This is a genomic window from Bradyrhizobium sp. B025, assembly GCF_042257955.1.
Lineage (GTDB): Bacteria > Pseudomonadota > Alphaproteobacteria > Rhizobiales > Xanthobacteraceae > Bradyrhizobium > Bradyrhizobium diazoefficiens.
The window spans coordinates 1,661,220-1,683,166 of record NZ_CP170150.1; the positions used below are offsets into that span (position 1 = coordinate 1,661,220).

A 21,947-nucleotide genomic window follows, 5' to 3' on the forward strand; every position below is an offset into this window, starting at 1 on the left:
GTGGTTCATCGAAACGCTCACATCTTCATGTTCTTCATCGGCGGCGTGCCGCCTGGCTGCCGCGCCGGTTCCGCGGCCGGCGGCGTCACTTCGTAGGCGACGGTGCCTTGCGGGAATTTGTACGGGCCGGGATCGCGGTAATCGTCGCGCGCGAGGTCCTCGCGGATCTTCATCACCGTGAACATGCCGCCCATCTCGATCGGGCCGAACTGGCCGGTGCCGGTCATCATCGGCAGCGTGTTGTCGGGCGCGGGCATCTCCATGTTGCCCATCGCCATGCCGGTCGAGCCCATCGCCATGCTGTCGGGTGCGAGCTTGCCGACGGCCTTGGCGAGATCCTTGCGCGACACGCCAATGAGGGTGCGCACCTCGTGTCCCATTGCGTTCATGGTGTGATGCGACTTGTGGCAGTGGAACGCCCAGTCGCCGGGATTGTCGGCGAGCACGTCGAACACCCGCACAGCGCCGACGGGGACGTCGGTGGTCGTCTCGGGAATCTGCGCGCTCTCCGGAATCCAGCCGCCGTCGGTGCAGGTCACCGCGAAGCTGTGGCCGTGCAGATGGATCGGATGGTTGGTCATGCTGAGATTGCCGATGCGCACGCGCACCTTGTCGCCGAGCCGCACCGGCAGCGGATCGATCCCCGGAAACACCCGCGAATTCCAGGTCCACATGTTGAAGTCGGTCATCTCGTTGACCCGCGGCAGGTAGCTGCCGGGATCGACGCGATAGGTGCTCATCACGAAGACATAGTCGCGGTCGACGGGCCGGAAATTCGGGTCGCGCGGATGCACGACGACCATGCCCATCATGCCCATGGCCATCTGCACCATCTCGTCGGAATGCGGGTGGTACATGAAGGTCCCGCTCTTCTTCATCTCGAACTCGTAGACGAAGGTCTTGCCCGGATCGATGTGCGGCTGATTCAGCCCGCCGACGCCGTCCATGCCGCTCGGCACGATCATGCCGTGCCAGTGAACGGTGGTGTATTCAGGCAATTTGTTGGTGACGAAGATGCGGACCTTGTCGCCCTCGACGGCCTCGATGGTCGGGCCCGGCGACTGGCCGTTATAGCCCCACAGGTTCACCTTCATGCCTTCGGCGAACTCGCGCACCACGGGTTCGGCGACGAGGTGGAATTCCTTCCAGTCACCGTTCATGCGGAACGGCAGCGACCAGCCGTTCAGCGTGACCACGGGGCGATAGTCCGGGCCGCTGACCGGATGCAGCGGCGGCTGCATCACCACTTTGTCCATGTGAGGTGCTTCCGGAATCGACGCAGCCTGGACGCGGCCGCTGATGGCCGACGCGCTGGCAAGCGCGGCAGTGCCCAAGAATCCTCGGCGGGAATACATGCTGGCCTCCATATCAGTGGTCGCCGTCGGCAGACGCTGCCGCGGCGATGGTGGTTGACGTGTCGCCGCCGGAAGCAGGCGCGCCGCCGCCATTGACGGCGGTCTGCAAGTCGGACTGGGCGAGGAAGAATCTTTGCCTGGCATCGATGGCGCCGCGCAGCGACGCCAGGCGCTGCCGCGCCTCGGTGAGCAACGCAAAAATGTCGACCTGCATGCTGGAGAAGCGGAGCTGCATCTCCTCGGTGATGATTTTGCGCAGGGGGATGATCTCGCGCTGGTAATGACTGGCGATATCGTAGGTGGACCGGTAGGTCCGGTAGGCATCGCGCGCCTCGGAGCGAACGTTCACGGCACGCTCGGTCAGGCGATTGAAGGCGAGATTGTAGGTCTCCGCCGCTTGTCGCACGCGCACCTCACCGCCGTCGAAGATCGGGATCTGGAACTGCACGTCAAAACCGCGTTCGCGGAACGGCGCCCCTTCCGGATCCTGGGTGCGGCGCGAGATGCCGGCGAGATCGAGCAGCGTCACGAAGCGCGTCGCCTCGGTGAGATTGAGCGATTTGGCCAGCGCCGTCAGCTCGAGCCGCGCGATCTGCAAGTCGATGCGATGGGCGACCGCGTCGGCCTCGATCGAAGGCAGCGCTTGTGGCCGGCGCGGCAATGGCGGCAACTGGTTGGGCAGACGGAAATCGAGGCCGTCGTCCCATAGTCCCATCAGGCGCGCGAGCCTTTCGCGCGTGCTCGTCGCGGCCTGCCGTGCGGTCGCGAGGTCGGCGGTGGTCTCGGCGTAGAACACCTGTTCGCGGGCCTGGTCGAGCTTGTTGATCGAGCCGGTTTCGCCGAGCTTTACGGCGAGTTGGGCCGTCGATTCCGCCGTCGCTTTCGCGTCCGTCAGCAGCACCGCCAGCTCGTTGCAGGTGACCGCGCGGACATAGGCGCGGCGCACGTCGGCCGCGAGCCGTAACGTCGCCAGTGCCGCGCGCAATTGGGCCTGGCGGAAGCGGTCGCGGGCGATGTCGGAGCGGAACGGCAGGGTCGCCAGCGCGAGGATGTCACCGACCACCTGGCGCTCGATCTCGTTCGCGCCATTGCCCGATATCCGCGAGATCGAGAACACGGGATTGGGCGGCAGGCTCTGCTCCACCAGCTCGGTTTCGGCCAGCGCCAGCTCGTTGTAAGCGGCTTGCAGCCCCTTGTTGTTGAGCAGCGCGATCTGCACGGCGGTCTCGGCGGTCAGCGTGCGCGCCAGCAACCGGTGGACGGTCGCGTTGACGGCCTCGGCGCCTTCTGCCGATCGGACGAAGGCGACGTCCTTGTTGATGGTCTGGCTGGCGAGGTCCGAGACCGTCGTCATGCCGCCGTCCGGCGAGAACGCCATGCAGCCGGAGAGTCCGAACGCGGTGAGCATGAGCAGGCCGCGCGCAAGATGGTGTGCCATGGCGCGCTCCTACCTGTCCTGCTTGGGCTGCGGCGCGACGGCGTCGTTGCGGTCGCGCCACGGCGCCGGCGTCGCAGGCCGCAGGCTGGTATAGGGCGCGACGGTCGACCGATAACCGGCGCGTGCGACCTTTGCCGAGGGATCGGCAGGATCGGCGTCGGCCACTTGCGTGGTGGCCGGCATGCAGCCGGCCAGCGCGAACGCAATCACGGCCAGCAGCGGCCAGCAAATTAGAAAGAGTCGTCCACGCACCGCGGATGCGGAGCCGGACTTCGCCCCGGAAAGGGTAAGCATGATTCATCCCTGAACTGTCGTGAGACCACAGGCCCGCGCGCGCAGACGCGCGCTGGCCCTGACGTCATCGTGTCAGATCAGGCGATGGGGGGACGGTAGAGCAGGGGCGGCGCCTCGCTACGCAGGCTGGCCACGATCTCGGGCGCGCAGGCGGAGATGGGCTGAAGCGGCTTGGCCACGACGGGCAGATCGGCCGGCAGCGCACTCACGCACATCATCGCGCAGCACGGGCCGACTGTTCCCTTGCCGTCATGATGATGCGGAGCAGGCGCGTCCTGCGCCGCGGTCTGGGGATGCGCATGCGGTCCGGCGTGGTCATGCGAGGCGCCGTCATGCATGTGGCCGGCTGGCGTCTGATGATGCACCGGCACGGGGTCGGCGAGGAGCGCGTCGTCGAGGCACGGCGCCGGACCATTGCCCCAGGCAAGGCTTGCGGCCGGCGCGAGCACGCAGAACAGATAGGCGAGGGCGATGATCCGCCCCACCCTGATCCGCATCGATCGTGTCAATCGCAACAGCATTCCGCCGATAGGCTCCTCGCGCGGCAGTCTTGCACACGCAGATTGCAAACTAATGGCAAAACGCGCATCCGCCAAGCATCTTCTTACCGCAGTGCACCGCGCATGCCCAATATCACGCCACGAAGCTTGACCGTGTTCCGATCCGCGGGCCATGGTTCGGCCCGTGCACGCCCCAAATCATCCCGGACAAACATCAGACTCATTAGACTCATTCAGCCCTGATTCCCGTCAGGCCTGGGTGCGGCTTGTCATTGCGCTTCTGATCGGATCGATCGGAGGCGTCGGCATGTGGGCGATCGTGGTCATGATTCCCGCGGTCCAGGCCGAATTCGCCGCCACGCGCGGCGCGGTGTCGCTGGCCTTCACCCTCATGATGTTCGGCTTCGGGCTTGGCGGCGTGATCGCCGGCAAGATCACCGACCGATTCGGCATCGTGCCGGCGATGGCGATCAGCATCGCCTTCCTCGGCGTCGCCAATGTGCTCGCGGGCCTGTCTGGTCAACTCTGGCAGTTCGTGGCGGCGTATTTCCTGATCGGGCTCGGCACCTCGGCGACCTTCGCGCCGCTGATGGCGGAGGCTTCGCACTGGTTCGAGCGCTATCGCGGGCTGGCCGTGACCATCGTCGCGAGCGGCAATTACGTCGCCGGCACAATGTGGCCGCCGCTGGTGAATTGGGGCCTGCAGACGATCGGCTGGCGCATGACCCATATCGGCATCGGTCTCGTCTGCGTGGGCTTGATGACGATCCTGGTGCTGGTCCTACGCGCGCAGATGGGCGGCAACAAGGTTCGCGATCATGCCAATGCACCGCCGCCGCGGGTCGATCTCAAGCTCTCGACCAATACGCTGACGGTGCTGCTCTCGATCGCCAGCATCTCCTGCTGCGTCGCCATGGCGATGCCGCAGGTGCATATCGTCGCCTATTGCGGCGATCTCGGTTATGGCGTGGCGAGGGGCGCCGAGATGCTGTCCTTGATGATGGCCTGCGGCATCGTCAGCCGGATCGGCTCGGGCTTCCTCGCCGACAAGATCGGCGGCGTCCGCACGCTGCTGATCGGGTCGCTGGCGCAGGGATTTGCGCTGGTGTTCTACCTGTTCTTCGACAGCCTCGCCTCGCTCTACCTGATCTCCGCGATGTTCGGACTGTTCCAGGGCGGCATCGTGCCGAGCTACGCCATCATCGTGCGCGAGGCGATGCCGGCTGGCGAGGCGGCGACCCGTGTCGGCATCGTGATCTTCGCCTCGGTGTTCGGCATGTCGTTCGGCGGCTGGGTGTCGGGCGTCATTTTCGATGCCACCGGCTCGTATGCCGCGGCGTTCGCAAACGGCGTGGCCTGGAACGCGCTGAATATAGGCATCGTCCTGACCTTGCTGATCCGCTCGCGGATGAATTCGGTCAAGGCAAGACCGGGTTTCGCGACCTAAACCGCCTGTCCCGCCTTCAGCAGCGAGCAGCCGGTGATCTTGTAACTGCCATCGGCCTGCTGCTCGAGCGTGTAGAGCGCTCCCAGGCCTCGCCATTGGCGTCGACGATGTGGACGCGCTGGGCGATCCAGTTGCCTTCGGTCTTGCTGTCGCCGAACTCGAAACTCTTGTGGCGGTAGACCGGCGCGTAGCCGTTTTGCACCATGGACATGAAGATGTCGGGCGCCGGAAAGATCTCCTTGATTGCCGGTGCGGCATAGGAATAGGCGGCCGTGGCATCGTCGCGGACGAACGCCTGCTCCTGGGCGCGGATGATGCCCTGTGCCGCGGCGACGTCGTCGGCCAGTGCGCAGAGCGAGCTGAGGACAACAGCGAGAAGGAAAAGCAAGGCTGCGATGCGCATGACAGGCTCCGCATTGATATCCCGGCGGCCTTGATCCTAGCACGATTTTGCAGAACGCGGGACGCGCTATCGCTTCCGCTTCGGCGCCGGCGTCGCGGGCTTGGCGGCGGAGCGCGCCTTGGCCTTCGCGCCGGGCTGCACGCGCAGCCCGTCGACGAACACGTCGAGCATGCGCAGCACCGAGGATTGCCAGCCGGGCTGGTCGTGCATGTAGCACATGCCGATCAGAGCCCTGAGCAGGTCTTCCGGGCTGACATCGGCACGCATCTCGCCGGCCGCGACGGCGCGGTCGAGCAGCGAGCCGATCGCCTTGGTCAGCCGGTCCATCGAGAAGGCCGCAAGTTCCGACGAGCTCTGGAACGTCAGCGCCAGCGCTGCCGACATGCCTTTTTTCGTGGCCACGAATTCGACCCCGGAACGTAGCCAGCGGCGCAGTGCGTCGACCGAGTCCTTCGCATTCTTCAACTGCTCGGCAAGCTCGCTGAGCTGCTCGACTTCGCGCCGGTATACCGCCTCGAACAGATCCTCGCGCGTCGGGAAATGCCGGTAGAGCGTGCCGATGCCGACGCCGGCGCGTTTCGCCACGGCCTCCAGGCTCGCCTCCGGACCGCCCGCGTTGAACACGGCCTTGGCCGCTTCGAGCACGCGCTCGCGATTGCGCACGGCATCGGCGCGGGGCTTTCGGGTCTGGTCGGTGTGATCGTCCATGCCGGCAATGTAGATCACGAATTGGTTAGATTGAACCCTTGGCTAGCTGCATCGCGTTGTCTGCGCATGGGCTTTTGACGAATTCCAAATATTTTTCGGCGGCCCTTGTTAAGCGGAGGGTGCCTCCGTATCTTCGCTGGGATGTTGCCCGGCTTCGTCCGGTCAACGCTGGAATCGACGGCGGCCACGGCGGTGGCGCGCCGCGCGATCACTCATGTCCATATCTGATCGGAGCCTTGTATGAACCACTCCATCAGCCTCACCGTGAACGGTGCGCGGCGCGACTTCGTCCTCGACGATCCGCGCGTCACGCTGCTCGATCTCCTGCGTGAGCGCCTCCATCTGACCGGAACCAAGAAGGGATGCGACCGCGGCCAGTGCGGCGCCTGCACCATTCTCGTCGACGGCAAACGCATCAATTCCTGCCTCGCGCTCGCCGTCAGCCATGACGGCGCCGACATCCTCACTATCGAGGGCGTCGCGCGCGGCGACCAGCTTCACCCCGTGCAGGCCGCCTTCATTGCCCATGACGGATTTCAGTGCGGCTTTTGCACGCCCGGCCAGATCATGAGCGCGATCGGCATGATGCGCGAGGCCCAGGCCGGCGACGATCCCGAACGCATCCGCGAATGCATGAGCGGCAATCTCTGCCGCTGCGGCGCCTATGCCGGCATCGTCGATGCCGTGCGCGAGGCGCAAGAACGCATGGACGAATCCAATCAGAGGCGCTCCGCATGAAGCCGTTCGATTATGTCAGGCCGGCCACGGTTACTGAAGCCGTTGCCGCCGCCGGCCAGCCGGGCGCTGTCTATCTCGCCGCCGGCACCAATCTGCTCGATCTGATGAAGGGGGGCGTGAGCCGTCCGGATCGCCTCGTCGATGTCACGCATCTCGAAGGGCTCGACGCAATCGAGCATCTCGCCGACGGGTCGCTGCGTATCGGCGCGCTGGTGAGCAACGCCGATCTTGCGCATGACCCGGATTTTGCAAAGGCCTATCCGGCCGTCGCCGAAGCGCTACTCTCCGGGGCTTCGGCGCAACTGCGCAACGCTGCGACCGTCGGCGGCAATCTGCTGCAACGGACGCGCTGCGCATATTTCTATGACACCGCCAGCCGCTGCAACAAGCGCGAGGCGGGCAGTGGCTGCGACGCCCGCGACGGCGAGAACCGCACCCATGCCGTGCTCGGCTGGAGCGAGAGCTGCATCGCCACGCATCCCTCGGACTTCTGCGTGCCCCTGGTTGCACTTGACGCCATCGTCGAGATCGAGGGCAGGAGCGGGCGTCGCGAGATCGCACTGGACGAACTGCATCGCCTGCCCGCCGATACGCCTCAGCGCGAGGCCGCGCTCGAACCCGGCGACCTGATTGTCGCGGTGCGCCTGCCGGCTGCGGCGCGCGGCTTTGCGGCGCATGCGCGCTACCTCAAGGTTCGTGAGCGCACATCTTACGCCTTTGCCGTCGTCTCGGCCGCCGCTGCGTTGCAGATCGAAAACGGCCAGATCAGGGAGGCGCGGCTCGCGCTCGGCGGCGTTGCCGCAAAGCCCTGGCGTGCCCGCGCAGCGGAAGACGTGCTCAAGGGTGTCGCGCCCACGGCCGACGCCTTCCAGGAAGCCGCCTGGCGCGCGCTCACCGACGCAAAGCCGTCCGGCGACAACGCCTTCAAGATCGAGCTCGCCCGCCGCATCGTCGTGCGCGCGTTGACTCTCGCCGCCGCCGGTACGCCGGCGCGCCTGCCGGCGCTGCCGGCCTCTCCCTTTGCCTCGACCTCCGGAGCCATCCATGCCTGAGCTCAATCTCACCAGCGCTCCCGCCCATCTGCGCCATGGCTCGAGCATCGGCCAGCCTCTGACCCGGCGCGACGGCCTCCTCAAGGTCAAGGGGCAGGCGACTTATGCGGCCGACAATCATCCGCCCGGGATGCTGTTTGCGGTGATGGCGGTCTCGAGCATTGCGCGCGGCCGCGTGGTCTCGCTCGATGTCTCTGCTGCCAAGCGCCATCCCGGCGTCGTCGACGTCATGACACCAGACCACAAGCCGCCACTCGCGATCGACCCCGAGATCAAGACCAACCCGTTCGTGTTCCGGATGGAGGTGCTGCAGAGCGACGAGGTCCGCTACGCCAACCAGCCGATCGCCGTCGTGATCGCCGAGACGCTGGAAGCGGCAACGGAAGGCGCGGTGCTGCTGGCGCCGCGCTATGAGGCGCTGCCTGCGCTCGTCGGCCTCGATGCCGGCGAGAGCTACGTGCCGCCGGTCGTCGGCGTCGGCAATCCCACGGAAAGCCACCGCGGCGATGTCGAGGCGGGCCTTGCCTCGGCCGAGAAGCAGATCGATGCGGTCTACGAGACGCCGCCGCAATATCACAATGCCATGGAGCCGCATGCGATCGTGGCCAGCTGGGACGGGGACAATCTGTCGGTCGACATGCCGACCCAGGGCCTGATGCTCTCGCTCGGGCGCATCGCCGAGCTGTTCGGCATTGCGCCTGACAAGATCCACATCCGCAGTCCGTTCCTCGGTGGCGGTTTCGGCTCCAAGGGGCTGATGTCCGGCCCGCCGACCCTCGGCATCATGGCTGCCAAGCTCGTCGGCCGGCCGGTGAAGCTCGTGCTGCGCCGTGAGCAGATGTACGGCCCGGTCGGCCATCGCGCACCGACCCGCCAGCGGCTGCGCATCGGCGCCGACGGCGAGGGGCGCCTGACTGCGCTCGATCACCATGCGAGAACCGTGTCGAGCACGTTCGACGATTTCTACGAGCCCGCCGCCGATGCCTCGCACACGCTCTATGCGGCGCCTGCGATCCGCACCTCGCACGATGCCGTGCGCGTCAACACCGGTACGCCGCTGTTCATGCGCGCGCCGGGCGAGGCGACCGGTTCGATTGCGCTCGAGAGTGCGATCGACGAGATGGCCTGGGCCTGCGGCATCGATCCGCTCGCCTTCCGTCTGAAGAACTACGCCGAGGTCGAGCCGATCACGGGAAAGCCCTTCTCATCCAAGGCGCTGCGTGCCTGCTACGAGCAGGGCGCCGCGCGCTTCGGCTGGGCCAAGCGCTCGCTCCAGCCGCGGCAGATGCGCGACGATGCCGGTCTTCTGGTCGGCTGGGGCATGGGCACCGCGACCTTCCCGGCGCTGATGTTCCAGGCGGAAGCGCGTGCCGCGATCCGCCGCGACGGCACCGGTGCAATGGAGATCGGCGCGCATGACATGGGGCAGGGCGCCTGGACGGCACTCGCCCAGATCGCAGCCGACGGTCTCGGCCTCGATATCGATCGCGTCACGTTCAAGGCCGGAACGTCCGACCTACCCGACGCCGGCATTGCCGGCGGCTCGGCGCACACGGCGACCGCGGGCGCCGCGATCCACAGCGCCGGCGCGGCCGTGATTGCAAAGCTCGCCGCTCTTGCCACCGGCGACGAGCGCTCGCCGCTGTTCGGAGCAGGCAATGCCGGCGTGGTCGCGCGCGATGGAAAGCTGTTCCGGCGTGACGACGGGAATCGCGGCGAGAGCTACGCCGAGATCCTCGCGCGTGCCGGCGTCGCGGAGGTCGAGGCGCGTGGCACCGGCGCGCCAAATCCTGCGGCGATGGAGGAGTATGCCATGCACGCCCATGGCGCGGTGTTCGCGGAGGTGAAGGTCGATCCCGAACTCGGCCAGGTCCGCGTCACGCGCATGGTCGGCGCCTTCGCCGCGGGGCGCATCGTCAATCCGCATCTGGTGAAGAGCCAGCTGTTCGGCGGCATGATCTGGGGCATGTCCTTCGCGCTGCACGAGGAGGCCATCACCGACCGCCGCAGCGGCCGGATCATGAATGCCAATCTCGGGGAGTACCACATCCCCGTGAATGCCGACGTGCCGCCGCTCGACGTGATCACGGTCGAGGAGCACGACCCGCATGTGAATGCGCTCGGGATCAAGGGCGTCGGCGAGATCGGCATCACCGGCAGTGCGGGCGCGGTCGCCAACGCCGTCTGGCACGCGACCGGGGTGCGCGTGCGCCGCTTTCCGATCCGCATCGAGGAATTGCTGACGCAGCCTTGAGCGCTGCGGCGATGTCAACGAGAGCCGCGCGGAGATCGCCGCACGGCTGGCGCCCCGCGTCGAAGCGTCAGTTCATCTTCCGCCGGAGGGCCTTGATCGCCTCTCTCTGCGTCTCGATGTATGCGGCGATGGCCTCGCGCAGCTCGCGCGAGTGGAGCTTGTCGGCATCGCGCCGAACTTCGTCGAGCGCGGCTTCTGCATTGGCGAGCGTGATCTTCATCGGCGAGCCCTGTTACGAAGCGGCCCCGGAGTGCCTAGGAGTCCGGGGCCATAACCTCAGCACCTCTGCGCCAGGCTGCTCGGCTACGGCTCGTAATATATAGAGGTTCGGCTCGCGGAAATTGAGATGGCTCAAGCTCCGTAGGAAACCGGTGGCTCCGTAATATCCCGGAGGATTTTGATCCGCGTCAAAACGTCGGCGGCGTGCAGGCCGAGATCACTTCGCACGGCTTGCCGCCGACGCAGCGGAAGCGATGCGGGCGGCGGCTCTCGAAATAATAGGCATCGCCGGGATTGAGGATGCGGCGCTCGTCCTCGACGGTGACTTCGAGCTTGCCTGAAATCACGATGCCGCCTTCCTCGCCGTCATGGACGAGATGCACGCGCCCGGTGTCGCTGCCGGGCTCGTAGCGCTCTTTCAGAATCTGCAGGCTGCGGCCGAACAGATTGTCGCCGACTTGCCGATACGAGATCGGCTTCTTGCCGACCTCGGTCAGCTCTTCGGCGCGATAGAAGATCTTGCGCCGGCTCTCCGGCTCCAGTGCGAAGAACTCGGCGAGCCCCATCGGGATGCCGTCGAGGATGCGCTTGAGCGCGCCGACCGACGGGTTCATCTGGTTGGATTCGATCAGCGAAATCGTCGAATTGGTGACGCCGGCGCGCTTGGCAAGCTCGCGCTGCGACAGCTTCTGGCGCGCCCGGATGAATCGCAGCCGTCCACCGATGTCGACGCTCATGCCCCTGGTCCCTGTTGCAGGTGTTGCGGATCGCGCAAATATGGACCAGCGGCCCCAGTGAAATCAATGGCTTGCAGGTCACCAGAAAAGGACTTGTTGCGCCTTGGAAGCCGTGCCTCTGCTATCTCGTCAGCAAAGGAGCGCGGCCGTGACCCTTCATCAGATTCCGAACACTATCAAGACCGACTCGTTCTGGATGCCGTTCACGGCCAACCGTCAGTTCAAGAAGGCGCCGCGCCTGTTCTCCTCGGCCGAGGGCATGCACTACACCACCGTCGACGGCCGCAAGGTGATCGACGGCTCCGCCGGCCTCTGGTGCGTTAATGCCGGCCACGGCCGCAAGCAGATCGCCGCCGCGGTCGAGCGGCAGCTGATGACGCTGGACTTCGCGCCCACGTTCCAGATGGGCCATCCGCTGGCGTTCGATTTCGCCGAGCGGCTCGCCGAGATCGCGCCGAAGGGCCTCGACCGGATCTTCTTCACCAATTCCGGCTCCGAGTCGGTGGACACCGCGCTCAAGATCGCGCTCGCCTATCATCGCGCCACCGGCCAGTCGAGCCGCACCCGCCTGATCGGACGTGAGCGCGGCTATCACGGCGTCGGCTTCGGCGGCACGTCGGTCGGCGGCATGGTCGCCAACCGCCGCGCCTTCGCGACCCTGCTGCCGGGCGTCGACCACATCCGCCACACCCACGATCTCAGCCGCAACGCCTTCGCCAAGGATCAGCCGGAGCATGGTGCCGAGCTCGCCGACGATCTCGAGCGCCTGGTTGGCCTGCACGGCGCCGAGACGATCGCCGCCGTCATCGTCGAGCCGGTGCCGGGTTCGACCGCGGTGCTGCCGCCGCCGAAGGGCTATCTCCAGCGCCTGCGCGAGATCTGCGACAAGCACGGCATCCTCCTGATCTTCGACGAGGTCATCACCGGCTTCGGTCGCCTCGGCACGCCGTTCGCCGCCAACTTCTTCGGCGTCACGCCGGACCTGATGACGACGGCCAAGGGCATCACCAACGGCACCATTCCCTGCGGCGCGGTGTTCGCGAGCCGCAAGGTGCACGACGGGATGATGGTCGGCCCCGAGAACCAGATGGAGCTGTTCCACGGCTACACCTATTCGGCGCATCCGACGGCCTGCGCCGCCGGCATCGCGACGCTCGACATCTACAAGGACGAAGGCCTGCTCACGCGCGGTGCGTCGATCGCCGAATACTGGCGCGATGCGCTGCATTCGCTGAAGGGCCTGCCGAACGTCGTCGACATCCGCAATTGCGGCCTGATGGGCGCGGTCGAGCTGGCGCCGCGCGCCGGTGTGGTCGGTGCGCGCGGTTACGACGTGATGGTCGACTGCTTCAACACCGGCCTCTACCTGCGCATGAGCGGCGATAGCTTCGCGATGTCGCCTCCGCTCATCGTCGAGAAGAGCCACATCGACCAGATGGTCTCGATCCTCGGCGACGCCATCAAGAAGGTGGCCTGATAATTGCTCTCGCCGTTGCGAAAGTTCTTCTTGGCAGCGGCGAGCGTGATGCCGCGGGAGTTTGACGAAGCGTGAAAGTTCTGATCCTCGGCAGTGGTGTCATCGGTGTCACCTCTGCCTACTACCTTGCGCGTGCCGGCCATGACGTGACGGTCGTCGACCGTCAACCTGAGCCGGCACTGGAGACCTCTTTCGCCAATGCCGGCGAGGTGTCGCCCGGCTATTCCTCGCCCTGGGCGGGCCCCGGCGTGCCGGTGAAGGCGGTCAAGTGGCTCTTGATGAAGCACGGCCCGCTGGTGATCCGGCCGAAGCTCGATCCGGTGATGTGGGTCTGGCTGCTCAAGATGCTGCGCAACTGCACCAGCGCGCGCTACGCGGTCAACAAGAGCCGGATGATCCCGATCGCGGAATACAGCCGCGACTGCCTGCGCGACCTGCGCCGCGACATCGGCATTCAATATGACGAGCGCTCGCAGGGCACGCTGCAGCTGTTCCGCCACCAGGCGCAGCTCGACGGCACCGGCGAAGACATCGCCGTGCTCAAGCAATATGGCGTGCCCTTCGAGGTGCTGGGCCGCGAAGGCTGCATCGCGGTCGAGCCGGCGCTCGCCGGCGTGAAGGAGAAGTTCGCCGGCGGACTTCGCCTGCCGCAGGACGAGACCGGCGACTGCCACATGTTTACGCAGGCGCTTGCCAAGCATGCCCAGGCGCTCGGCGTGCGCTTCATGTTCAACACCGGCATCGACCGCATCGTCACCGACGGCGCACGCGTCAGCGGCGTCGCGACCAGCGCCGGCCTGTTGCAGGCCGAGGCCTACGTCCTCGCGCTCGGAAGCTGGTCGTCGCGACTCGTTGCGCCGCTCGGTATTTCGCTGCCGGTCTATCCGGTGAAGGGCTATTCGATCACTGTGCCGATCAAGGACGCTTCCGGCGCGCCGGAATCGACCGTGATGGACGAGAGCTACAAGGTCGCGATCACGCGCCTCGGCAATCGCATCCGTGTCGGCGGCACTGCCGAAATCTCGGGCTTCTCGAGCAAGCTCTATGACGCCCGCCGCGCCACGCTGGATCACTCCTTGACTGATCTGTTCCCGCGCGGCGGCGATCTGTCCAAGGCGACGTTCTGGAGCGGCCTGCGTCCGATGACGCCGGACGGCCCGCCCGTGATCGGCCCGACGCAATACGCCAATCTCCACCTCAACACCGGACACGGCACGCTCGGCTGGACCATGTCCTGCGGTTCGGGACGGGTGCTCGCGGACATGCTGTCAGGCAAGAAGCCGGAGGTCGACGTCAGCGCGATGACGGTGGATCGGTATACGCACCGGTTCGGGTGATTGACGCTGTCATTCCGGGTCGATGCGAAGCATCGAATCCGGAATCTCGAGATTCCGGGTTCGCCTCTTCGAGGCGCCCCGGAATGACGGCAATTGACTACCCCGCCCCCGTCACGCAATTCACCCACAGCACCACGGCTCTGGCATCCTGCGCCGGATTGGAAAACCGGTGCGGCCGGCGGCTGGCGAAGCGAAAGCTGTCGCCCGTCTTCAGCGACCACGTCTCGCTGTCCACCGTCAGCATCATCTCGCCTTCAAGCACGAGGCCGGCTTCCTCGCCGTCGTGGGTGTAGAGCTTGTCGCCCGCGGAGCCGCCGGGATCGATGTGCACCAGGAACAGGTTGAGCCGGTTGTCGCTGCCCGCGGCGCTCAGCAATTGCTTCGAAATTCCGGTGCGCCAGAGTTTCAGTTCCGGCCGCTGAAGCCCGCGCGTCACCACCTGGTCGGAGGCACCGTCGGCACTTGGGTTCGAACCGAACAAAGCCGCCATGCCGACGCCGAGCACGTCGGAGAGCGTTGCCAGCGCGCGCAGCGACGGCGACGACAGGCCGCGCTCGATCTGGCTGAGGAAGCCGATCGACAGGCCGGTGCGCGCGGCGACCGTTTCCAGCGAGAATTGCCTGACGCGCCTGATATCGCGGATGCGACGGCCGACCGCGACGTCCATCGCGGGCTCGGCCGGCTTGGTCATCGCCTTGGCCGGCGCCGTCTTGGCCTTCAGCTTCCTGGCCGGCTTTGCGGCGGCCGGTTTGCGCATTCTTTTGCCACCGCTCACGTCAAACCGCTTCCTTCATGTGCATGAAAACCGCTTGCATCACCTGCGAAAGTGTGACCAAATTTTCATATTGGTGAAAATAGGCCGAAACGGCTTGGCCCGCAATGTCTGCGATCAAGACATCTGCGAGCGCCGCCAGCGGCCGGACCCAAAGGGGGATGCGATGGCGTTGAAGCGTTTTGTCCAGGCCGCAGTCGCGGCGCTCGCGATTGCCGCGGTCGTGCCGGCCTCCGCGCAGCAGGTGCTGAAGGTCGGCTCGACGCCGACGGGCATTCCCTTCACCTTCCTCGACACCAAGACCAATACCATCCAGGGCATCATGGTCGATCTCATCACCGAGATCGGCAAGGACGCCGGCCTCAACGTGCAGATCGAGCCGATGTCGTTCTCCGCGCTGATCCCGTCGCTGACCTCGAGCAAGATCGACATCATTGCGGCCGCGATGTTCATCACGGCGCCGCGCAAGGAGGTCGTCGACTTCTCCGACCCGATCTACACTTATGGCGAAGGTCTGGTGGTGCCGAAGAACGACACCAAGGCCTACGCCACGCAGGACGACCTGAAGGGCGAGACGGTCGGCGCCCAGGTCGGCACCGCCTTCGTCGACGCGTTGAAGAAGTCGGGACTGTTCGCCGACGTCAAGGCCTACGACACCATTCCCGACATCCTGCGCGACGTGAACACCGGCCGCCTCAAGGCCGGCTACGCCGACTATCCGATCCTCGCCTACAATCTGAAGCAGGGCGGCTTCCCCGATGTGCGGCTCGTCGACAGCTACAAGCCGGTCACGGTCGGCTCGGTCGGCATCGGCGTGCGCAAGGGCGACAGCGCGCTGCTCGGCAAGATCAACGCCTCGCTGGCCAAGCTCAAGGCCAACGGCACCATCGACAAGATCCTCGAAAAATGGGGCCAGAAAGCCCAGGGCTGATGGTTAGAGGCTGATCGAAGGCTGCCCGATGAAAGGCTTTTGGCACGACGCTGCCGAGTTCTTCCCGATCCTGATGAGCGGCGTCGCGCTGACGATCGTCGTCACCATCGGCTCGCTGCTGCTCTCGACGGTGCTCGGCCTGATCTGGGCGATGATGCGGGTCTCCGGCATCAAGGTCCTGTCGATGCTCAGCGCCAGCCTGATCAACGTGATCCGCGGCATCCCGATCATCGTGCTCCTGTTCTACCTCTACTTCGTGATGCCCGATCTCGGTGTCACGCTGTCGGCCTTGCAGGCCGCCATCCTCGGGCTCGGCATCGCCTATTCGGCCTACCAGGCGGAAAACTTCCGCGCCGGCATCGAGGCGATCGACAAGGGCCAGATCGAGGCGGCGCAGTCGATCGGCATGGGCTGGTGGCTCACCATGCGCCGCGTGGTGCTGCCGCAGGCGGTGCGCATCGTGCTGCCTCCCTACGGCAACGTCATGATCATGATGCTGAAGGATTCGTCGCAGGCCTCGACCATCACGGTCGCCGAGCTTGCGCTGCAGGGCAAGCTGATCGCGTCCTCGACCTTCAAGAACACCAGCGTGTTCACGCTGGTGGCGCTGATGTACCTCACCATGAGCATTCCGCTGATCCTGCTGGTTCGCCACTTCGAAAAGCGGGCGGGCAAGAAATGATCGAGCTCACCGACGTTCACAAGAGTTTCGGCAAGGTCGAGGTGCTCAAGGGCATCACGGCGAAGGTCGAGAAGGGCGAGGTGGTCTGCATCGTCGGCCCGTCCGGCTCCGGCAAGTCGACCATCCTGCGCTGTATCAATGGGCTGGAAAGCTACGATCGCGGCGAGATCAATGTCGAAGGATTGAAGGTCGACCGCGATGCGCCGTCGATCGTGAACGTCCGCACCCAGGTCTCGATGGTGTTCCAGCGCTTCAACCTGTTTCCGCATCGCACGGTGCTGGAGAACGTGGTCGAGGGCCCGCTCTACGTGAAGAAGGAGGCGCGTGCGCAAGTGCTCGAGCGCGGCCGCGCGCTGCTCGCCCAGGTGGGCCTCGCCGAAAAGGCCGACGCGCACCCGCCGCAGCTTTCCGGCGGCCAGCAGCAGCGCGTCGCGATCGCGCGCGCGCTCGCGATGCAGCCCAAGGCGATCCTGTTCGACGAGCCGACCTCGGCGCTCGATCCCGAACTCGTCGGCGACGTTCTCGGCGTGATGCGCAAGCTCGCCGACGACGGCATGACCATGGTCGTCGTCACCCACGAGATGGGCTTCGCCCGCGACGTCGCCGATCGCGTGCTGTTCATCGACGGCGGCGTCATCGTCGAGCAGGGGCCGGCCAAATCGGTGCTCAACCAACCCCAGCACCCGCGCACGCAGGATTTCCTGCGCCGGGTGCTGCATCCGCTCTGATCGGTCTTCGCCATGACTGCGCGCCTGCCTCTGCCGCCCTCGATTTATGCCGACACCGCTGTGGCGCCGGTCGCCACGCCGCCGCTCGACGTCGACAAGACCGTCTCCGTCGCGATTATCGGCGGCGGCTACACCGGCCTGTCCACCGCGCTGCATCTGGCGGAGCAGGGCGTCGAGGCCCTGGTGCTGGAGGCGCAGGAACCGGGCTGGGGCGCGTCCGGCAACAATGGCGGCCACACCAATCCCGGCCTGAAGCACGATCCCGACCAGATCGAGGCCGATTTCGGCACTGAACTTGGCCTCCGCATGATCGAGTTCTCGTACGGCACGCCGAATTTCACGCACGAGCTGATCCGTCGCTACCAGATCCCGTGCGAGGCGCGGCAAAACGGAACGCTGCGTGCGGCCTATAACGAGGCCAGTGCCGCTGCGATCGAGAAGACGGCGCAGCAATGCATCCGCCGCGGCATGCCGGTGACATATCTGAACCGCGAGCAGCTGCGCGAGATGACCGGCACCGACCGTTATATCGGCGCCATGCTGGACGCGCGTGGCGGCGACCTGCATCCCCTCAGCTATGCCCGCGGTCTCGCGCGCGCCGCGATCTCGGCGGGCGCGAAGGTGCATGGCGAGACGCCGGCGCTGTCGCTGCGCCGCGACGGCGCGCATTGGCGCATCGAGACGCCGCGCGCGGTGGTTCGTGCGGAAAAGGTGCTGCTCGCCACCAATGGCTTCACCGATGATCTCTGGCCGGCGCTTCGCCGCACCATCGTGCCGGTGTTTTCCTCGATCGTCGCCTCCGCGCCGCTCTCCGAGGAGGTCGCCCGCTCGATCATGCCGACGCGTCCCGTGCTCTACGAGAGCGGCCACATCACGGTCTACTACCGCATCGATCAGCACAACCGCCTCTTGATGGGCGGCCGCGGCCCGATGCGCTGGATCAGCTCGCCGTCGGATGTCTCCTATCTCATCCGCTACGCCGAGCGGCTATGGCCGCAGCTGAAGGGCGTCGCCTGGACCCATGGCTGGAATAGCCGGCTCGCGATCACCAAGGACCACTATCCGCATGTGCACGAGCCCGCCGAAAGTATCCTGATCTCGCTCGGCTGTAACGGCCGCGGCGTCGCGCTCTCGACCGCGATGGGCGCGCAGCTCGCCCGCCGCCTGATCGGCGGCGCCAAGGCCGAGATCGACATGCCCGTCACCGGCATCAAGCCGATCCCGATGCATGCGTTCTGGCCGGTGGGGGTGACGACCGCGGTCATCACAGGGCGCGTGCGGGACCGGCTCGGCATATGAAGAAGGCGCCGCCTTGTCAGGGGCGGCGCCTTGCAGGAATTGCAGATCGCGTCAGCAGCGGCCCTGCTTCCACAGTCCGGGCGGGCACCCGTGACCGCGCCAGCCGACCTTGCGTCCATGCGACCATCCGGGCGGCGTGCCATGGTAATGATGGCCCATCGCGTGGCCGTAACCGTGGCCGTAACCGTGGCCGTGACCACCCTTTGCAAACGCAGGGTTGGTCAGTGTGAAACCCGCCGCAATGATCAGCGACGCGGCGAGCGCAAGTTTCTTCATCATGTTCTCCAGTGGGGCGAGCGCACTTGTCCGATCAATGAACGGACTGTGCGCAGCTAAGTTCCCTGCAAATGTGGAGGAGTCGTGACGCTCGCGGAGATGCGCGATCGCGCATCGGCTCAACGCGTGCTGGCACATCCGCGCTTGCGACGTGCCCGCGGTTCACCGCTGGCACGCTCTCTCGTAAACGGACTCAGGCCTCCGCCACCGCATCGGCCCACGGCTGGAAGATCTCGACCGCGCCGGAATTGACCTCGCCCTCGCGCATCACCACGCTCGGGCAGGCGAATTTCTGCGGCAGCGCCTGCACCCGGCTCTCTTCATAGTCGAAGCGTGCGGCCAGCGCCTTGCGTGTGTCTGCCGGCAGTCTGACATCGCCGATCACGACCGCGCCCTCGCTGGCGTCGATGCGCGGCTGGTGGATCGCCGCGTCGAGGTCCATGCCGAAATCCATTGCGAACGATGCGAGTTGCATCACCGCGGGCAGGATGCGGCGGCCGCCGGAGGCGCCGATGGCGAGACGCTTGCCGTCCCTGGTCTCGGCGATGACGGGCGTGTAGTTGGTGAGGCAGCGCTTGCCCGGAGCGAGCGAGTTGGTGGTGCCGGGCGTCGGATCGAACCACATGATGCCGTTGTTCATGGCGATGCCGGTGTGCGGCGTCACGTATTTCGAGCCGAAGGACGAAAGCAGTGTCTGCGTCACCGCGGCGACATTGCCGTGGCGGTCGACGACGGAGAAATGCGTGGTGCAGGCTGGTGCCAGATATTCGGCGCCGAGCGAGCGCTTGCCGTCGGCATCGCCCATGTCCTTGAGCCGTTCGCGATAGGCAGCTTGCAGGGCGAGCGCATATTCGGCGTAGGTGGCGGCATCGGGTGCACCTGCCGGTTTCAGATTCTGCTGCAACAGGCGCAGCGCGTGCGCCAGCGTCGGTCCGGCGGTGAGCTCCGGCGTCGCAAACACCTTGCCGCCGCGATAGGGGATCGCCAGCGGCTCGCGCAGATGGGCGCGGAATGCGGCGAGGTCCTCGACCGACAGCGAGCCGCCGTCGGCCTTGATGTCGGATGCGATGCTTTTGGCGAGATCGCCCTGGTAGAAATCACGCGGTCCGGCTTCGGCGAGGTGCGATAGCGTTGCCTTCAACTTGTCCTGCGGCAGCCGCGTCTCGGACTTGATGCCCCATGGCGCGGTCGGCGGCAGGCCGTCCTTCAGGAACGCCGCCGCGCTCGCGGGATAGCGCCGGAGGTCAGCCGCCGAGCTTGCGATCGTCAGTGTGGTCCACCAATCGGCCAGCAGGCCTTCGCCGGCGAGCGCGGCGGCCGGCGCGACCAGGTCTTTCCACGGCAGTTTGGCGTGGCGGCGATGCGCTTCCTCCATGCCGGCGACGACGCCGGGCACGGCGATCGCGCCGGGGCCGTGGATGTTGCGATCGTCCTTCACCCGCGGCCAGGGAAAGAGATCGGACGCTGCGCCTTCGCCGCTGAGCGGATAGTCCGCGACGCGCAGGCTCTGCGGGGCGCACATGCCGTAGTCGATCACCTCGGTGCGATTTTCCCCGGCACGGTAGAGCACCATCGCGCCGCCGCCGCCGATGCCGCTGTTCCAGGGCTCCAGCACGTTCAGCGCCATGGTGGTCGCGACGATCGCGTCGACGCAATCGCCGCCCGCGGCCAGCACTTGCGCGCCCACTTCGGCGGCCCGGCGCGATTGCGCGGCGACGATACCGCCCTTGGTCTTGACGGCAGGCTTGCGGACGGTTTGGGCGAGGCTGAACTGATGAGGCATGATGCGGTCTTGTGTCTGTCTTCGCTGGTCTTGGCTTGGTGGTGCCGACTTGAAAAGCTCCGCATTTGGCGAAGCGCGCGGACAATGGCACATTGCGGCCAACGAGAACATCCAAAGGGAGAAGCGGCATGGCTGGTGTGAAACAGGCGCGGGATGGCGCGGTCGGGATCCTGACGCTGGACGAGCCGGCGAGCCTGAACGCGATGACGCCGGACCTGCTCGGCGCGCTGGCTGTCGCCATCGGCGACATGACGCAGGACGAGGGCGTTCGCGCGCTGATCCTCACCGGCGCCGGGCGCGGCTTCTGCTCGGGACAGAATTTGAAGGCCTCCGAGGCGCTCGGCGAGGACATCGCCGCCGGCGTGATGGGCTTCTACTGGCCGGCCTTCAAGGCGCTCCGCGAATGCCGCGTGCCCGTCGTCGTCGCCGTCAACGGGGTGGCGGCCGGCGGCGGCTTCAGCCTCGCGATGGCCGGCGACATCATCGTCGCGGCGCGGTCGGCGAGCTTCATCCAGGTGTTCAGCCGCATTGCGCTGGTGCCCGATCTCGGCTCGACCTGGCTGCTGCCGCGCCTGGTCGGCCGGCAGCGGGCGCTCGAGCTGATGCTGCTCAACGAGCCGCTGACGGCGGAACGCGCCCAGGAGATCGGCCTGGTGCGGCAGGTCGTCGACGACGAGAAGCTGATGGGAGAGGCGCTGGTGCTGGCGCGCCGCCTGGCGGAGGGCCCGCCGCGCGCTTTGGTCGCAACCCGCGCGCTGGTCGAGGAGAGCGAGCACGCGACCTATGAGGCCCAGTTCCGCCGCGAGATCGAGCTTCAGGCCACGATCCGGAAAAGCGCCGACGCCATCGAAGGCCGCAATGCCTTCGTCGAGAAGCGTAAGGCGAAGTTCACCGGGCGGTGACGAGCCGAAGACGTCAATGCCCGGGAGCTGCCCGGGCATAGCGAGTTTGGAGAACCGGTTTGCGGCAAGCGGCGAGACGACAGCTTCAGAGCGCGCGGTTCAGACGGCTGGCCTGATACTTGGCGTGCCATTTCGGGCCGGGGCCGCGCATGTAGTGCAGCTCGGGGCGGTAGGGGTCGCCGGCGACCCTGACCAGCGTCAGCCATTTGGTGGCAACGAAGTTCAAGGGCTGGCGGAGCAGGCTCAAGGACGCGATCAGCATGGCATCACCTCAATGCGGCTTGCCGAGCATGGCGGTGAAGGGGAGGTCGAAAATCTCCTCGCCGTCGTCGCCGCTGACATGGATCACCCAGTCGCGCCAGTCTTCCGCACCGGGCGTCAGGATCATCGAACGCATGATCTGGGCGGCACGGTCACGTGCCTCGGTCAGATTGGCTACCGCCGTGCCGTACCGATCGATCAGCGTGCCTTCGGTATTCGAGCAGTGGAAATACATCTGAACCATACACGCCTCCTGTAGAAAGCGATTGGGACGGCAAACCGATACCATCGGAAACGGTCGAAAAATATTCGGGTCGAGCCCGGTAAGGGAATCTACGGAGGTTGGTCGGCACC

General features: G+C 66.2%; 23 protein-coding genes and 1 pseudogene. 11 read left to right on the forward strand and 13 right to left on the reverse strand.

What is annotated here, in order from left to right; all coding sequences use genetic code 11:
* Positions 1 to 17 precede the first annotated feature (17 nt).
* The 4 genes from ACE10W_RS07700 to ACE10W_RS07715 all read right to left on the reverse strand — a co-directional run bounded on the left by ACE10W_RS07700 (position 18) and on the right by ACE10W_RS07715 (position 3,608).
* Complete coding sequence (locus ACE10W_RS07700) at positions 18 to 1,355, reverse strand: copper oxidase (protein ID WP_304550895.1); 1,338 nt, start codon at positions 1,353 to 1,355, stop codon at positions 18 to 20.
* A 13-nt stretch (positions 1,356 to 1,368) separates the two neighbouring features.
* On the reverse strand, positions 1,369 to 2,793 hold the full coding sequence (locus ACE10W_RS07705; RefSeq protein WP_304550897.1) for a TolC family protein: 1,425 nt from the start codon (positions 2,791 to 2,793) through the stop codon (positions 1,369 to 1,371).
* Positions 2,794 to 2,802: 9 nt separating this feature from the next.
* Positions 2,803 to 3,087: a hypothetical protein gene (locus tag ACE10W_RS07710; RefSeq protein ID WP_304550899.1), complete on the reverse strand. Its 285-nt coding sequence runs from the start codon at positions 3,085 to 3,087 to the stop codon at positions 2,803 to 2,805.
* A gap of 77 nt (positions 3,088 to 3,164) precedes the next feature.
* Positions 3,165 to 3,608 (reverse strand): hypothetical protein, encoded by a 444-nt coding sequence (locus ACE10W_RS07715; RefSeq protein WP_161536228.1) that lies wholly within the window; start codon positions 3,606 to 3,608, stop codon positions 3,165 to 3,167.
* 151 nt (positions 3,609 to 3,759) lie between these two features.
* On the opposite strand from ACE10W_RS07715, the gene ACE10W_RS07720 reads away from it, so the two are divergent.
* Positions 3,760 to 5,034 carry an MFS transporter gene (locus ACE10W_RS07720; RefSeq protein ID WP_060910709.1) on the forward strand — a complete coding sequence of 425 codons (1,275 nt, stop codon included), beginning with the start codon at positions 3,760 to 3,762 and terminating at the stop codon, positions 5,032 to 5,034.
* Here the strand turns inward: ACE10W_RS07720 and ACE10W_RS07725 are convergent.
* Positions 5,031 to 5,437 (reverse strand): annotated as a pseudogene (locus tag ACE10W_RS07725) (DUF4864 domain-containing protein). The gene ACE10W_RS07720 and the pseudogene ACE10W_RS07725 sit on opposite strands and share 4 nt — an antisense overlap.
* 66 nt (positions 5,438 to 5,503) lie before the next feature.
* Positions 5,504 to 6,145: a TetR/AcrR family transcriptional regulator gene (locus ACE10W_RS07730; protein ID WP_171463838.1), complete on the reverse strand. Its 642-nt coding sequence runs from the start codon at positions 6,143 to 6,145 to the stop codon at positions 5,504 to 5,506.
* Between the two features lie 240 nt (positions 6,146 to 6,385).
* Between ACE10W_RS07730 and ACE10W_RS07735 the strand changes: the two genes are divergently transcribed.
* Genes ACE10W_RS07735 through ACE10W_RS07745 form a run of 3 tightly spaced genes read left to right on the forward strand, consistent with a single transcriptional unit; the run spans position 6,386 to position 10,189 of the window.
* A complete protein-coding gene (locus ACE10W_RS07735) occupies positions 6,386 to 6,883 on the forward strand; it encodes a (2Fe-2S)-binding protein (RefSeq protein ID WP_011085005.1) in 498 nt (165 codons plus the stop codon).
* Entirely contained in the window at positions 6,880 to 7,935 is a 1,056-nt protein-coding gene (locus ACE10W_RS07740) for a xanthine dehydrogenase family protein subunit M (protein ID WP_060910711.1), read from the forward strand. The genes ACE10W_RS07735 and ACE10W_RS07740 overlap by 4 nt, the downstream gene beginning before the upstream one ends.
* Positions 7,928 to 10,189: a xanthine dehydrogenase family protein molybdopterin-binding subunit gene (locus ACE10W_RS07745; RefSeq protein ID WP_304550902.1), complete on the forward strand. Its 2,262-nt coding sequence runs from the start codon at positions 7,928 to 7,930 to the stop codon at positions 10,187 to 10,189. Before ACE10W_RS07740 ends, ACE10W_RS07745 begins: the two co-directional genes overlap by 8 nt.
* 67 nt (positions 10,190 to 10,256) lie before the next feature.
* Here the strand turns inward: ACE10W_RS07745 and ACE10W_RS07750 are convergent, their stop codons facing one another.
* Both ACE10W_RS07750 and ACE10W_RS07755 read right to left on the reverse strand, forming a co-directional pair.
* Positions 10,257 to 10,409 carry a hypothetical protein gene (locus tag ACE10W_RS07750; protein ID WP_165448138.1) on the reverse strand — a complete coding sequence of 51 codons (153 nt, stop codon included), beginning with the start codon at positions 10,407 to 10,409 and terminating at the stop codon, positions 10,257 to 10,259.
* Between the two features lie 187 nt (positions 10,410 to 10,596).
* Complete coding sequence (locus ACE10W_RS07755) at positions 10,597 to 11,145, reverse strand: cupin domain-containing protein (protein WP_011085008.1); 549 nt, start codon at positions 11,143 to 11,145, stop codon at positions 10,597 to 10,599.
* Positions 11,146 to 11,293: 148 nt separating this feature from the next.
* Here ACE10W_RS07755 and ACE10W_RS07760 point away from each other — a divergent pair, with 148 nt between their 5' ends.
* Together ACE10W_RS07760 and ACE10W_RS07765 are read left to right on the forward strand one after the other, a co-directional pair.
* Complete coding sequence (locus tag ACE10W_RS07760) at positions 11,294 to 12,622, forward strand: aspartate aminotransferase family protein (protein WP_039185890.1); 1,329 nt, start codon at positions 11,294 to 11,296, stop codon at positions 12,620 to 12,622.
* Positions 12,623 to 12,693: 71 nt separating this feature from the next.
* Complete coding sequence (locus tag ACE10W_RS07765; protein ID WP_304550905.1) at positions 12,694 to 13,959, forward strand: D-amino acid dehydrogenase; 1,266 nt, start codon at positions 12,694 to 12,696, stop codon at positions 13,957 to 13,959.
* A 97-nt stretch (positions 13,960 to 14,056) separates the two neighbouring features.
* Here ACE10W_RS07765 and ACE10W_RS07770 read toward each other — a convergent pair whose 3' ends face one another.
* Positions 14,057 to 14,716 (reverse strand): helix-turn-helix domain-containing protein, encoded by a 660-nt coding sequence (locus ACE10W_RS07770; RefSeq protein WP_304550907.1) that lies wholly within the window; start codon positions 14,714 to 14,716, stop codon positions 14,057 to 14,059.
* A 181-nt stretch (positions 14,717 to 14,897) separates the two neighbouring features.
* Here ACE10W_RS07770 and ACE10W_RS07775 point away from each other — a divergent pair, with 181 nt between their 5' ends.
* Genes ACE10W_RS07775 through ACE10W_RS07790 form a run of 4 tightly spaced genes read left to right on the forward strand, consistent with a single transcriptional unit; the run spans position 14,898 to position 18,371 of the window.
* Positions 14,898 to 15,662 carry an ABC transporter substrate-binding protein gene (locus ACE10W_RS07775; RefSeq protein WP_161536221.1) on the forward strand — a complete coding sequence of 255 codons (765 nt, stop codon included), beginning with the start codon at positions 14,898 to 14,900 and terminating at the stop codon, positions 15,660 to 15,662.
* A 28-nt stretch (positions 15,663 to 15,690) separates the two neighbouring features.
* Positions 15,691 to 16,344, forward strand: a complete 654-nt coding sequence (locus tag ACE10W_RS07780; protein WP_011085013.1) for an amino acid ABC transporter permease — start codon at positions 15,691 to 15,693, stop codon at positions 16,342 to 16,344.
* Complete coding sequence (locus tag ACE10W_RS07785; RefSeq protein ID WP_011085014.1) at positions 16,341 to 17,072, forward strand: amino acid ABC transporter ATP-binding protein; 732 nt, start codon at positions 16,341 to 16,343, stop codon at positions 17,070 to 17,072. The genes ACE10W_RS07780 and ACE10W_RS07785 overlap by 4 nt, the downstream gene beginning before the upstream one ends.
* A 12-nt stretch (positions 17,073 to 17,084) precedes the next feature.
* Positions 17,085 to 18,371 carry an FAD-binding oxidoreductase gene (locus tag ACE10W_RS07790; protein WP_304550909.1) on the forward strand — a complete coding sequence of 429 codons (1,287 nt, stop codon included), beginning with the start codon at positions 17,085 to 17,087 and terminating at the stop codon, positions 18,369 to 18,371.
* Between the two features lie 51 nt (positions 18,372 to 18,422).
* Here the strand turns inward: ACE10W_RS07790 and ACE10W_RS07795 are convergent, their stop codons facing one another.
* Together ACE10W_RS07795 and ACE10W_RS07800 are read right to left on the reverse strand one after the other, a co-directional pair.
* Positions 18,423 to 18,647 (reverse strand): hypothetical protein, encoded by a 225-nt coding sequence (locus ACE10W_RS07795; RefSeq protein WP_304550910.1) that lies wholly within the window; start codon positions 18,645 to 18,647, stop codon positions 18,423 to 18,425.
* Positions 18,648 to 18,840: 193 nt separating this feature from the next.
* Positions 18,841 to 20,430 (reverse strand): gamma-glutamyltransferase family protein, encoded by a 1,590-nt coding sequence (locus ACE10W_RS07800; protein ID WP_304550912.1) that lies wholly within the window; start codon positions 20,428 to 20,430, stop codon positions 18,841 to 18,843.
* A gap of 128 nt (positions 20,431 to 20,558) precedes the next feature.
* Between ACE10W_RS07800 and ACE10W_RS07805 the strand changes: the two genes are divergently transcribed.
* Positions 20,559 to 21,332, forward strand: coding sequence for an enoyl-CoA hydratase-related protein (locus ACE10W_RS07805; RefSeq protein WP_304550913.1), 774 nt, complete (start codon positions 20,559 to 20,561; stop codon positions 21,330 to 21,332).
* An 85-nt stretch (positions 21,333 to 21,417) separates the two neighbouring features.
* On the opposite strand, the gene ACE10W_RS07810 is transcribed toward ACE10W_RS07805, so the two are convergent.
* Positions 21,418 to 21,594 carry a hypothetical protein gene (locus ACE10W_RS07810; RefSeq protein ID WP_166466030.1) on the reverse strand — a complete coding sequence of 59 codons (177 nt, stop codon included), beginning with the start codon at positions 21,592 to 21,594 and terminating at the stop codon, positions 21,418 to 21,420.
* A 9-nt stretch (positions 21,595 to 21,603) separates the two neighbouring features.
* Entirely contained in the window at positions 21,604 to 21,837 is a 234-nt protein-coding gene (locus tag ACE10W_RS07815) for a DUF6894 family protein (protein WP_028175186.1), read from the reverse strand.
* Positions 21,838 to 21,947: the final 110 nt, after the last annotated feature.